The sequence below is a fragment of the Streptococcus sp. STC1396 genome (assembly GCF_058933875.1).
Map to the genome: position 1 here is coordinate 1 of NZ_JBZYCU010000007.1, position 13,769 is coordinate 13,769.

At 40.4% G+C, this 13,769-nt stretch carries 10 protein-coding genes and 1 tRNA gene; 1 reads left to right on the plus strand and 10 read right to left on the minus strand.

Annotated features, from left to right (window positions below; all coding sequences use genetic code 11):
- From AC5FEC_RS03500 to AC5FEC_RS03540, 9 genes are all read right to left on the minus strand, one after another.
- Window positions 1-852, minus strand: an 852-nt coding sequence (locus AC5FEC_RS03500) for an ISL3 family transposase (protein ID WP_493661318.1), incomplete at its 3' end; no start/stop codon positions are given.
- 152 nt (window positions 853-1,004) lie between these two features.
- Window positions 1,005-1,090: transfer RNA gene (locus AC5FEC_RS03505), tRNA-Leu, on the minus strand.
- 145 nt (window positions 1,091-1,235) lie between these two features.
- Complete coding sequence (locus AC5FEC_RS03510; RefSeq protein ID WP_217472211.1) at window positions 1,236-1,721, minus strand: sigma-70 family RNA polymerase sigma factor; 486 nt, start codon at window positions 1,719-1,721, stop codon at window positions 1,236-1,238.
- Window positions 1,722-1,961: 240 nt separating this feature from the next.
- Window positions 1,962-2,888 carry an ATP-binding cassette domain-containing protein gene (locus AC5FEC_RS03515; RefSeq protein ID WP_037616160.1) on the minus strand — a complete coding sequence of 309 codons (927 nt, stop codon included), beginning with the start codon at window positions 2,886-2,888 and terminating at the stop codon, window positions 1,962-1,964.
- A gap of 10 nt (window positions 2,889-2,898) precedes the next feature.
- Window positions 2,899-3,966 (minus strand): ABC transporter ATP-binding protein, encoded by a 1,068-nt coding sequence (locus AC5FEC_RS03520; protein WP_493661319.1) that lies wholly within the window; start codon window positions 3,964-3,966, stop codon window positions 2,899-2,901.
- Between the two features lie 8 nt (window positions 3,967-3,974).
- Entirely contained in the window at window positions 3,975-4,901 is a 927-nt protein-coding gene (gene oppC / locus AC5FEC_RS03525) for an oligopeptide ABC transporter permease OppC (protein WP_037616155.1), read from the minus strand.
- The gene (locus AC5FEC_RS03530) at window positions 4,901-6,397 is read right to left on the minus strand and encodes an ABC transporter permease (protein WP_037616153.1); all 1,497 of its coding nucleotides are present in this window, start codon (window positions 6,395-6,397) and stop codon (window positions 4,901-4,903) included. Before AC5FEC_RS03530 ends, oppC begins: the two co-directional genes overlap by 1 nt.
- A 65-nt stretch (window positions 6,398-6,462) precedes the next feature.
- Window positions 6,463-8,439 carry a peptide ABC transporter substrate-binding protein gene (locus AC5FEC_RS03535; RefSeq protein WP_037616151.1) on the minus strand — a complete coding sequence of 659 codons (1,977 nt, stop codon included), beginning with the start codon at window positions 8,437-8,439 and terminating at the stop codon, window positions 6,463-6,465.
- 173 nt (window positions 8,440-8,612) lie between these two features.
- Window positions 8,613-10,571: a peptide ABC transporter substrate-binding protein gene (locus AC5FEC_RS03540; protein ID WP_493661320.1), complete on the minus strand. Its 1,959-nt coding sequence runs from the start codon at window positions 10,569-10,571 to the stop codon at window positions 8,613-8,615.
- A gap of 279 nt (window positions 10,572-10,850) precedes the next feature.
- On the opposite strand from AC5FEC_RS03540, the gene pbp3 reads away from it, so the two are divergent.
- Window positions 10,851-12,155: a D-alanyl-D-alanine carboxypeptidase PBP3 gene (gene pbp3 / locus AC5FEC_RS03545; protein ID WP_493661321.1), complete on the plus strand. Its 1,305-nt coding sequence runs from the start codon at window positions 10,851-10,853 to the stop codon at window positions 12,153-12,155.
- Between the two features lie 193 nt (window positions 12,156-12,348).
- On the opposite strand, the gene sufB is transcribed toward pbp3, so the two are convergent.
- Entirely contained in the window at window positions 12,349-13,761 is a 1,413-nt protein-coding gene (gene sufB / locus AC5FEC_RS03550; protein WP_493661322.1) for a Fe-S cluster assembly protein SufB, read from the minus strand.
- Window positions 13,762-13,769 lie beyond the last annotated feature (8 nt).

The window sequence follows — 13,769 nt, forward strand, 5'->3', positions numbered from 1 at the left end:
AAAACGTTTATCGCTGAGTTTCCGGCTGTCTTGTTGGATCAGTTTCCAGTAGCGTTTCAGCGCTTTATATTCGTGCGATTTTCGATCCAATTGATTCATGATTTGAACACGAACACGACTCATAGCCTGACTGAGATGTTGTACAATATGAAAGCGATCGAGGACGATTTTAGCGCATGGAAAAAGTTGTCTAGCCAAGTCATAGTAGGGACTAAACATATCCATTGTAATGACTTTAACGCGGTTTCGGACCTGCCTGGAATAGCGCAGAAAGTGATTGCGAATCGTTACTTGTGTCCGTCCATCTAAGATAGCTAGGATCTTTCTTGAATCGAAATCCTGTGCAATGAAGCTCATTTTGCCCTTCTTGAAGCTGTATTCATCCCAGCTCATGTATTCTGGAAGGTAGTTAAGGTCAGTCTTGAACTTGAATTCTTTCAATTTACGAATGACGGTGGAAGTAGAGACAGCCAAGTTTTCAGCGATGTCGGTCATAGAAAGCCTCTCCATCAGTTTTTGAGCGTTTTTCTTCTTGACGATGGTTGCGATTTGGTGGTTCTTCTTGACTAAGGAAGTTTCTGCGACAGCTACTTTCCCGCAATCCTGACAGCGGAAGCGCCGTTTTCTCAACCGAATCAGCGTTTTGTATCCCGCGCACTCTAAATAGGGAATTTTCGATTCTTTTTGGAAGTCATATTTAGCCATTTTTCCTTGGCAGTGAGGGCATTTAGGTGCAGGATAATCTAGCTTGGCGATGATTTCTTTATGGTTTCCAGCATCTAGAACATCCAAAATCGTAATGTTAGAGTCTTTAATTCCCAGTAAGTTTGTGATAAAATTTAATTGTTCCATAAGATTCTTTCTAATGATGGTTTGCTCACTTTTCATTATAGGTCTTATGGGACTTTTTTTACAACAAAAGAGACTCCATAATCCCTGCGGTGGATTTACCCACTACAGAAATTATAGAGCCACAAAAAGCCAGCCGAAGCCAGCTAATCTGATGCGGAGAGAGGGACTTGAACCCTCACGACCTAAAGCGGTCACAGGATCCTTAGTCCTGCGCGTCTGCCAATTCCGCCATCCCCGCGATTGAGTACCTTACTAGTATAACAGGATGACTCTCCCTTGTCAAGAAAATTTTCTTAATTTTTCAAAAATCTTTATCTTTTCTTGGGTTTTTGATATTTTTGAATGGTTTAACTAGAAAATAACTTCTCTAACTCTGGACAGAGCTAGAGAATCGCATTGTTTCTGAACTCTTTCAAATGCTCTTTTAAATCTCGAAGCATAGCTTTTCTTCCTTGAAAGCGTTCATTTCCTATTAATCGTTGATAATTGTTTAAACCTAACGGATCTAGTCCTGCCTTAAATCCTGCTATTAATTCTCTGAAAGCGACTAGTTCATCCAGGAACATTTCACGTGCCTTCAGTTTATGGCCAATCTCACTGACTTCCTCATAACTCTGTTTGTCAAGTTTGCGTTTTTGACTCTCTTGTTTGCGGATAAGATCATGGATATGATTTCGAAATTTAGTTTTGAAATAGCGATAAAGTTTTTCTTCATCATGCTCAATTCCTTCTTGGCTCAGTTGTAACTCATACAAGACCAGCATTCCTTCTTGCTCCCAGTCGCTGGATTCCCAGAGATGAAGGTAATATTCTTTTTGGCACTTGCGAACAATCCACTTTACTTTCTCATAGCTACTTTTAAAATTCATAGCTCCTCCTAAAATTATATTTTGTTGACTCTAGTCTATAGCAAATTTTAGGAGAATGCTTGAACTTATTTTGAAATGCTACTTTTTATCCTCTTTATGTCATGCCATCCTCTCTTTCTGACATCAAAGGGACTGATGTGAGCCTGCTAATCTGACAGATTGCATTATTAAAAGGCAAGCTAGAAAAATAACAAACCCGTCAGGGAGTCTTTCCTAACGGGCTTTAGTGGGTTAAAAGATTTATTTAAACTCTCTCTTATATTTTTCAGCTTCGGCCTTATTTGCCCATACATAATGACCTGGGCGAATCTCAACCATCTGAGGCGCATCTACCGAGTAATCATGCTGATCTGGATCGTAAACTTTCAATACCTTTTTACGTTCCAAAATTGGATCTGGAATCGGAACGGCAGACAAAAGCGATTGAGTATAAGGATGGATTGGATTGTTGAACAGTTCTTCTGTTTCTGCAACCTCAACGATAACACCTTTGTAGATTACAGCAATCCTATCTGAAATAAAGCGAACCACTGATAAGTCGTGAGCGATAAATAGATAGGTCAAGCCAAGTTCTTTTTGGAATTTTTTCAAAAGGTTCAAGACTTGCGCCCGTACAGAAACATCCAGAGCGGAAATCGGCTCGTCTGCAATCACGAAATCAGGTTGCATAACCAAGGCGCGGGCAATACCAATCCGTTGACGCTGACCACCAGAAAATTCGTGGGGATAGCGTGTTAAATGCTCTGCTAAAAGTCCCACTTCATTGATGATTTCTTTAACTTTCTTTTGGCGTTCTTCTTCATTCTCAAACAAATGATAATTGTAAAGACCTTCTGAAATGATATAGTCAACAGTTGCGCGCTCATTCAAACTAGCAGCTGGGTCTTGGAAAATCATTTGAATCTTACGAATCAGTTCTGCTTCTTCTGATTTAGATTTCTTTCCATTGATTTTTTTACCTTCATAGTAAATATCCCCAGCACTTGTATCATTCAAGCCGATAATGGCACGGCCAATCGTTGTCTTACCAGAACCGGATTCTCCTACCAGCGAAAAAGTTTCTCCCTTGTTAATAAAGAAATTTGCATTTTTTACTGCGACAAATTTCTTACTTCCTTCTCCGAAGGAAATTTCTAAATCTTTAATTTCAACTAATTTTTCAGTCATTTCCTTCCTCCTAAGCTTCTAAGTGATTGAAGCCCATTTTTGAACGAATTTTATCATGCAAGTTATTGATAACTTCTGGTTTTTCAACTTTTGGTGCATTCTCATGCAAGAGCCAAGTCTTGGCCCAGTGGGTCTCTGATACCTTGAACTCAGGTGCCTGTTCCTCAAAATCAATTTCCATTGCATAATCAGAACGCAAGGCAAATGCATCACCTTTAATGGTTGAATAAAGAGATGGAGGGGTACCTGGAATGGAATAAAGTTCTCCATCTGCTGAAGCTAATTGCGGTAAGCTTGATAGCAGGCTCCATGTGTAAGGATGTTTTGGATCATAGAAGACTTCCTCGACCATTCCGTACTCAACGATTTCCCCAGCATACATAACCGCAACTTTATCTGCAATACTTGCCACAACACCAAGGTCGTGAGTGATAAAGATGGTTGTAAAATGATACTCTTGCTGAAGTGATTTGAGCAGGTCAATGATCTGCGCTTGAATGGTCACATCCAGAGCCGTTGTAGGCTCATCACAGATTAGAATATCTGGACGACAAGCTAAAGCGATAGCGATAACAATCCGTTGACGCATCCCGCCAGAATATTGAAACGGATACTCTTCAAAACGTTTTTCAGCATCCGGAATCCCAACTTTCGTCATGTAGTCGATAGCCATTTCTTTGGCTTCTTTACTTGTTTTTCCTTGGTGTTTGACGATGACTTCTGTGATCTGACTTCCGATTGTATTGATCGGATCCAAACTAGTCATAGGATCTTGGAAAATAGTCGCGATTTTAGCACCACGGATGGATTCCCAATCTTTATTGCTCTTTAGGGACGTTAAATCGGTTCCTCTATAATCAATGGTTCCTTGTGCTACACGGCCGTTTTCTTCTAACATTCCAGTAAATGTTTTTGTCAAAACAGATTTACCTGAGCCAGATTCACCAACTAGGGCAAGAACTTCCCCTTCAACCAAATCAAGGGAAACGCCTCGAATGGCTGTCAATACTCTGTCACGAACGTCAAATTCCACGACAATATCGCGAGCAGTCAATATTACATTTTTATTTTTTGTCATGTCTACTCCTATCTATGTGTCCGTGGATCACTTGCGTCGGCTAAGTTTTGACCAACTACGAAGAAGGTCAGGGATACCAAAATCAATGTTGTCAATGGAATCCAGAAAAGGTAAGCATTGGTGGTTACGTTTTGTGAATAGTCAGAAATCAAGCGTCCCAAACTTGGTACTGTTACAGGAAGACCAAGTCCAAAGAAGGACAGGAAGGCTTCGTAAGAGATAAAGCTTGGAAGCATTTGAGAAGTCGTGGTCACGATAACAGACACCAACTGTGGCATGATATTCTTGGTAACAATTTTAAGAGTTGGTGTTCCCAAAGTCCGGGAAGCCAAATTGTACTCCAAATCACGGTAACGCATAATCTGAATACGAATTGTATAAGCAATCCCTACCCAACCAGTGATAGTCATAGCGAAGATTAAGTTCCAGAAACCGGCACCAATTGAGTAGGTCAGGACAATAACAATCAGGAGAGCTGGAATATTTGAAATGATATTGTAGACTTCCATCATGACACGGTCAACTGCTTTGGAAATTCCCCAGATCGCACCGACGATAATTCCGATAATTAAATTGATAACTGTTGCGATAATAGAAATCAGGATGGAATTCCGCGCACCAAACCAAACTCCGTCAAACAAAGATTTACCATTGCTGTCTGTACCGAACCAGTACTCCCCGCTGGGCTTGATATAACGCATGCTAAAGTCATTTACCTTGCTCACATCATTGAAATCGAAATCTGAAAACATTGGATAAATGAAACTCATCAGAACAATGGCTATCAGAATGCCTAGCATCACAATCGTTGATTTCTTCTTAAGGAATTGACGCATAACTGAGCGCCAATATGAATAAGCCGGTGCATCAATCGTTTCAGAGGCAAAATCGTCACGTTTGACAAATTGGAATTTACTTTTATCAATTGTAGCCATTATTTACCTCCTTTAGATGTTAATTTAATACGTGGGTCAAGTACTGTCATCAAGATATCACCTAATAAGAGGGCAAAGATTGAAAGACATGTAAAAATAAATACGAGACCGACTACCATGGAGTTATTAGATGCTTTAACGGAGTCAATCAACATTTTCCCCATACCAGGAAAGGCAAAGACTGTTTCCGTCAGGGTAGCACCTGCAATGACACCAACGATAGAAGCTGGAATACTAGATACCAATGGTACCATAGCATTTTTGAAAATATGTTTGTTAGAAATTTCTTTTTCAGAAAGACCTTTGGCACGCGCAAAACGAACAAAGTCTTGAGACTGCAAGTCAATCATATAACGACGGATCCAGACCGCAGTCCATGGTGCACTCAAAAGACCAAGGATAACAGCTGGAAGAACATAAGAGCGCCAATCGCTTGCTCCCAAAATAGGGAAGGAATCGGGAAGACCGACCGTAGAACCAGCTAAGCGAACAATGTAAACAAGCGCGATAGTTGGCAGTGACATCATGAAAGTCAGGCCCCCAGTAGATATACTGTCAAACCAAGTGTTTTTCAAGCGCGCCATATAAGAACCAAGCGGAACAGCAATCAAATAAGAAATCGCCACACCAATCAGACCGATAATCGCCGAGCTGACAATCATTGATGGATTTTGATAGTTGCTTTGAGTCGCTGTATAGGCATCACCTTCACCGTATTTCGCAATATCTTGTGAATCCGCTTTGCTCGGTGTTTTATACGTCCGAGAATAGATATTAACGGATGAAGTTTTCTTACCTGTTGGAAATTGAACCTCGGAAGATTTTGTTTGTCCTTGACCTTGTGTGATAACCTGAAGCACAGGAATATTAGCATAGGTAGGATAAGAATTTCCTAAATTAAAAGTAATGAAATTCTGGTGAATATATGGGAATTGTCCGTTGAAGTAGAGCAGGTATTTATGTTTCGTACCTGAACCAACTACAGACCAGCCTACTGCTGGGTCATTTTCAAAGCGAATATAACGTTCTAGATTTGGATTGTCTTTATCTTGAACAACATTAGGATGATCAATTTGGATCAGATTAGCATAAAATTCAAATACGCGTTCATAAACTGGAACTTCACGTACTGCATAGAATTCCTTGCTTTCAGAGAATTGATACAGTTTCCAACCATTTCCAATTTTTGCAATATAGTCTTCGTAAATCTTTTTATTTGCATCTGTTCCTTCAGTAGTAACTGCTGGATTCTCTTTACTTGCTTTTTCTTGTAATTCCTTAGTATCGTAATAATCAACATAGCCCATGCGTTCAAAGATGGTATTTTCATAGTTTGCCTTCTTATCTTTCGTAGTAGCTATCTTGTTATAATTGGGGTCTTGTCTAAAAATCAACCTTCTTGGAACCATGGTATAGATGATGGTATAGGTCAGGGTCGTTACCAAGAAAATCGACACGATTGAGCGTAAAATACGCATTAAAATGTATTTTTTCATTTATCGTTTCCTTTAAATTTCAAAAGAACTTTCTCTCGCTATCAGAGAAAGTTCTAGTGAACGATTTATTCTACATGACTTTCGAGATCTTTTTGTGCTTTCGCATTTGACTCTTCTTTTTCTTTCAGCCATTTTTCACGAGCTGAATCATAGTCTTTCTTAGTAACAGCATCTGACTTCAGTTTCATATACTTAAAGTATGTGGAAGACGTCTTGTTACCAGTTTGCGCATAGGCACCAGAGAATGGCTCAACACGTGATAGGAATGGTGCTGCTCCAGGATTTGCCATCAACGGAACAACCAGAGAATTATCTGTCAGCCATGCTTGAGCTGCTGCATATTTTTCGTAGCGAGTTGCAACATCTGATGTTTCTTTGCCGGCTTCATCCACCAAGCGGTCAAATTCTTCCATACCGACTTGTTTAGCTGCCGCATTGTCAGCTCCTTCAAAACCAAGGTAGGTCTTTGTCGTTTCAGCTGCTGTAGTTTTCAAAATGTCCAAATAAGTTGATGGATCTTGATAGTCAGGATTCCAACCAACTGCCGTTGAGATATCCCAGTCTTCGCCAGCAGCATTTGGCGCGTAATAAGTAATGTTATAGAGATCATCTTCTGACATTTGTTGAATATCTACAACAACATTCTCAGCTCCCAAAGTCTTTTCAACAGATTGTTTGAGTGACTGCGCACGGTTAACCATTGGTTTAGAAGTCTGAGCCACTGGAAGATCCAGATGGATTGGGAATTCTACTCCCTCTGCTTGCAGGGCAGCTTTTGCTTTTGCAAACTCTGCTTTTGCCTTCTCAGCATTAAAGAGACCATCTTGGCCGTCGTCTAAGTTAACACCTTTCCACTCATCCCCCAAGGCTGCAACTTTTTCTTCAACAACATCACCAAAGGATTTTTCTCCGACTTGGACAAATGTAGGTGGTACATAAGTATTGCGGACGGCATAAGGAGCACCCTCTTCACCATTGATTTGTGCTGAGTATGATGTACGGTCGATGGCAAAGTTCAAGGCTTGACGGAAGTCTTTATTGAGGATAGCTTTCTTGGTAGCAGCTTTCTGCGCATCTGATGTCTTGCTAGTATGGTTGTAGCTTTGACGGTCAATATTGACACCCATAACTGCTACACCAGCACTTGGTGGCGTGAAGAAGATATTGTCTTTGAATTCTTTTTCCACACCTGCATAGTTTGAGCTGGTCGGATAGAGACGTGCTACTGTATAGACACTGTCTTTGAAACTGCGAGCTAAAGAATCTTGGTCCTGTCCATCAAAATAAGACAATTTGATGGTATCGATATGGACATTTTCCTTATCCCAGTAGTTTTCGTTCTTTTGGTACTCAACTGCTGACTTAGCCGTGACAGACTTCATCAAGAATGGTCCGTTATAGAGAATAGAAGTTGGGTCAGTTGATTGACCAAATTTATCACCTTGTTTTGTCAGGAATTCTTCATTAATTGGCCACATGATTTGTGACGTTGTTTTTGAATTCCACTGTGGTTCAGGTTGATTAAGAGTATATTGAAGGGTATGATCGTCAACTGCTTTGACTCCAACAGTAGAGAAGTCCGTTGTTTTGCCATTCACATAGTCATCCAAACCTTTTACAGATTGTTGAACGAGATAAAGAGCTTCGGATTTCTTGTCAGCAGCGTGTTTCAAACCAGTCACAAAGTCCTGAGCTGTTACATTTGCGTATTCTTCTCCTTCTGAAGTATACCATTTAGCATCTTTACGGATTTTATAAGTATAAGTCAAGCCATCTTTAGACACAGTCCATGACTCAGCAACAGAAGGAACAAAGTTTCCATACTGGTCATTTTCTAGCAGACCGTCCACGCCATTTGTCACGAAGTCAGCTGTAGATGCTTTACCAGATGTCACATAATCCAGTGTTTCTGGGTCCGCAGTATATACATAGTTATAGGCAGTTGATGCACCTTTTGATGAATTTGAACTTGAACAAGCAGCCAAGACTCCTACTGCAAGAAGACTTACTCCAGCTAATGCCAGAACTCTACTTTTACGCATAATCGCTCTCCTTTAGTGAGTGTTTTTTAGATTTATTTAAGATTATATCATATCTAAATTCAAAAGTAAACTTAATTTTCTGAACATTCACGCCAAATGCGTTGAGTTCACTTTCTCTATTGCCACAAAAAGAACCTCATCATTGCATTGCGAATGATGAGATTCTGGAGGCTTTATTTCACATGGTCTTCTAATTCTTTTTGGGCTTTAAGATTAGATTCTTCTTTTTCTTTTTCCCATTTTTCCAAAGCTTTTTGATAATCTGTTACCGTCAAGATCTTATCTTGAAGCTCCATTCCCTTAAATACATAGATATCCCCTTTAATACCTACATAAGAGTAAGCTTTAGTAAACGGCATAACTTTTTGAACCATTGGAGAACCACCGCCAGAGATGGATGGAATCACAACTGAGCTGTCGGTCAACCAAGCTTGAGCAGCTGCATATTTGGTGTAACGAGCATTGGTGTCTTGCTTTTCTGCATCCGCTTGATCCAAAAGGGTCTTGTACTCATTCAAGCCAACTTTAGAAGCGATATCTTGACTTTGACCTTTTGTCAGACCAATGTTATCCAAGATATCCCCTGTTTCTGGGTTAAAGATATTGAGATAAGTAGATGGATCTTGGTAATCTGCTGACCAGCCAGACATGTTTAGATCGTAGTCTTTTTGAGCAGCTGTTTCAGCGAAATAAGTTGAGTTATCAAAATCATCTGTTGACATCTGGTGCACATCGATCACAACATTTTCTTGGCCAAGAGATGCTTCGACAGATTGTTTGAAGGAATTGGTCCGCTGCACCATGATTTTATCTGTCTGATCGACTGGTACATCTAGGTGAATTGGGAATTCAACTCCTTGGGCTTGCAAGGTTTCCTTAGCTTTAGCAAATTCTGCCTTAGCCTTGTCCGGATTGTAAATGCTATCCTGCCCATCAGCTAGTTTGACCCCTTTCCATTCATCACCGTAAGAAGTCAACTGTGCTTCAACGACATCTGAGAAGTCCTTGCCATCCACTTGTACAAAACCAGGAGGCACTAGCAGTGTTCTGATAATCTTAGTTGCACCGTCATTTCCATTCATCTGTGCGCCAAATGATGTACGGTCAAAAGCAAAATTGATTGCCTGACGGAAATCTTTGTTTTGAATCGCTTCTTTGCTGGCAGCTTTTTGTGCATCTGTCTTAGAAGTGTGGTTATATGCCTGACGATTTAGGTTAAAGCTATAGAAATAGCTAGTTGAATTTTGTGGAGAAAAGATGATATTGTCTTTATATTTCTTTTCTACTGAGGCATAATTGGAGCTGGTTGGATAGAGGCGAGCCTGAGTATAGGCACCGTCTGTGAAGTTGCGCACCAATGATTCTTGGTCAGAACCATCATAGTAAGTCAGCTTGACATCTTCGATCTTCACGTTATCCTTATCCCAATAGTTTTGGTTTTTAGAATATTCAATAACAGACTTGGAAGTGTAAGCCTTTAAGATATATGGGCCATTGTAGAGGATACCTGAAGGACGCACCGTACCAAAGTCTTTACCTTCTTTATTGAGGAAGTCTTCGTTGATTGGGAAGAGAATCCCCATCGTCGTCTTAGAATTCCAGTAGCTTTCTGGCTGGTTCAAGGTATATTCTACGGTATGATCATCGATTGCTTTGACACCTACAGTAGAGAAGTCATTATTTTCCCCTTTGATATAAGCGTCTAAGCCCTTGATGGAAGTTTGCACAATTGGCAATGCTTCTGATTTCTCATCTGCAGCGTGCTTGAGCCCCGTTACAAAGTCCTGAGCTTTGACATCAGCGTATTCTTCACCATCTGCTGTGTACCATTTAGCATCCTTACGCAACTTATAAGTATAAGTCAAGCCGTCTTTAGACACAGTCCAGTCCTCAGCCAACGATGGTACGATATTCCCATACTGATCGTTTTCTAAAAGACCGTCTACCAAATTGGCAATAATATCAGATGTAGAAGCACGATTGGAGTTCACATAGTCCAATGTATCTGGATCTGTACTATAGACATAGGAATATGTCTTTGCTGAGCTGGCACCAGAATTACCACAGGCTCCTAAAAAGAGCGCTGATGCAGCAACTAGGCCAGTGATTGCCAACCATTTAGATTTTTTCATGAGCAAATCTCCTTCTCAAGTATTTTGTATTATTATACATTATTTTCAACCAAAAACAAAGAGTAATCTAGGGAATTAGCAAATTTATTTTTCCTATCAAGCCTTTTTAGAGTTGAAATCAAGAGATTGTTAGAAAAAAATTTGAATTTCTCGTCTTCTTTTATAAAAATACGATTTGTTTCATAAATAATAAATCGTCGCAATCTTTTTAAAAATCATTTCTCATACAAGAGCATTTTTTATGATACAATGGAATTAATCTTACGTTAGGGGAAAGAAATGAAAAAATTATTATTGATTTTATTCCTAATCATTGGCATGGGAGCAGCAACTGTTAAAGCAGATGAGTATGACCTCGCCGCCAAGAGTGCCATCGCTGTTGACGCTTCCTCTGGAAAAATATTATACGAAAAAAACTCGACAACTCCAATCGAAGTCGGATCAATTACTCACCTTTTGACAGCTTATTTAGTTTACGAAGCGATTTCAGAAGGGAAATTGAGCCTTGACACTGATGTCGATATTTCCGATTATGCCTATAATCTGACAACAAATCCCTATATTACGAACCTACCTCTTGAGGCCCGCCGCTACACAGTCGAGGAATTGCTGGAAGCATCCCTACTAGTCAGTGCCAACAGTGCTACAATCGCTTTAGCAGAAAAAGTTGCTGGAAGTGAAGAAAACTTTGTCAAAATGATGAAAGACAAACTAAAAGAATGGAAGATCACCGATGCTACCATTTTAAATGCGACAGGCACCGATACCCGATTGCTGGACGGAACAATTGATGAAAATAACACAGAAGATTCAACTGAATCCGCTGAATCAACCGAAACAAGTGAAAAAAAATCCAAAGACAAAAAAGACAAAGACACCGAAAATAAATTCAGCGCTTATGCACTTGCTGTGGTTACCTATCACCTACTAAAAGACTACCCTCAAATTATTGATATCACCTCTAAACCTAAGGGAAATTTTGCAGGAATCGAGCTAGGAAATTACAATCTTATGCTTGAAGGGCTGCCTAGTTTTCGCTCTGGAGTAGATGGGTTAAAAACAGGAGGTTCTAAAAAGGGTGGGGCTTCATTTGTAGCTACCACTACAGAAAAAGGGGTTCGACTCATTACAGTTGTTTTAGGGGTTGAACAGGAAGCCAATGATCCCTATATACGATTCAGCCTTACTTCCAGCCTGATGAGTTACGTCTCTCAAAATTTCGTCCAAACCGTGCTTGTGCAAAAGGGAGAAGCTTATAAGAGTTCCCAAGTAAACATAAAGGATGGAAAGCAGAATACTGAGGTTGCCGTCGCAAGCGAGGACTTCGTTATTATAGAGCGAATCGGTAACCAAGCTGAAGCAAAACTGAAATTTTCTGCTGAACACCCAGAATTTCAAGCACCTATGAAAAAGGGCACTGAGATTGGTACATTGACCTATATAGACCCTGAGCCTATCGGACAAGGCTATTTAGAAAATAAACAACCCTCCATCTCGATGGTAACAGGAAAAAAAGTTGAAAAAGCCATCTTTTTTAAAGTCTGGTGGAATGACTTTGTCCGTTTCGTAAACGAAAAATTATAAAGAACAACCGCGAGTCAAATGATTCGCGGTTATTTATATAGTTTATGGATGTTTAACGCAAACTAGAAAATATCTTTGAAGATTAACTCGCAATCGAGTATTCCGCTACTGTTTAAAAGGTTCTCTGAATCTTTTAAACACTTTGATTAGGCAAAGATTTATCCACAATTTAAAAAGAGTCTAACGTCTTTTTTTAACCAACTGATCCTTCCATTTCATAGCTGATCAGGCGGTTCAGTTCAACAGCATATTCCATGGGCAGTTCTTTAGTGAAAGGCTCGACAAAGCCCATGACAATCATTTCGGTTGCTTCGGATTCAGACAGACCGCGGCTCATGAGATAGTAGAGCTGCTCTTCTGAAATCTTTGAAACTTTAGCTTCATGTTCCAAAGCCACCTGAGAGTTATGAATTTCATTAAACGGAATGGTATCTGAGGCAGACAAGTCATCCATGATAATGGTATCACACTCGATATGGCTGACAGATTTCTTGGAATTCCGAGCAAAAGTCACTTGGCCACGGTAATCTACCTTACCTCCGCCCTTGGCAATAGACTTGGACACGATAGATGAGCTGGTGTGTGGCGCATTGTGGATCATCTTAGCTCCTGTATCCTGATGCTGACCTGCATTGGCAAAGGCAATGGAAAGCATGGTCCCACGCGCCCCAGGCCCATCCAGATAAACTGATGGATACTTCATGGTTGTTTTGGCACCCAAGTTTCCATCAATCCACTCAACAGTCGCATCTTTCATAGCCCGAGCTCGCTTGGTTACGAGGTTGTAGACATTATCAGACCAGTTTTGAATAGTCGTATAACGCATATAGGCGCCGTCAAGAGCAAAAATTTCAACAATAGCCGCATGCAAGCTGTTGCTTGAATAAGTTGGTGCTGTACATCCTTCTACATAATGGACACTTGCTCCTTCATCAACGATAATCAAAGTCCGCTCAAACTGACCTGTGTTTTCATTGTTGATACGGAAGTAGGTCTGGAGCGGAATATCAACCTTGACACCTTTTGGTACATAGATAAAGGTACCACCAGACCAAACCGCTGAGTTAAGGGCTGCCAACTTGTTATCTGTCGGTGACACCAACTTAGCAAAGTATTGTTTAAACAAATCTGGGTATTCCTTGAGAGCTGAATCGGTATCCGTAAAGACAATTCCTAGTTTTTGGAACTCTTCCTTCATATTGTGGTAAACCACTTCTGACTCATACTGGGCTGCTGCCCCAGCGAGGTAAGCCCGCTCGGCTTCTGGAATCCCAATCCGCTCAAAAGTTTCCTTGATCTTCTCAGGTACATCATCCCAGCTTCTAGCCGGCTTATCAGAGGCCTTTTGGTAATAAATCAAGTCGTCAAAATCAATCTCGGACAAGTCCGGTCCCCAAGTCTGCATAGGCATCTTCTTGAATGTCTCATAAGACTTCAAACGAAAATCTAGCATCCATTCTGGTTCATCCTTGGCTGCAGAAAGCTCACGAATGACCGCTTCATTCAATCCCTTCCCTGTCGAGAGAACAGGTTCAACATCGTCATGGAAACCAAACTTGTACTCACCGAGATCAATCGGTTTTGGTTCTACTCTTTCTTCTGACATAATTTCCT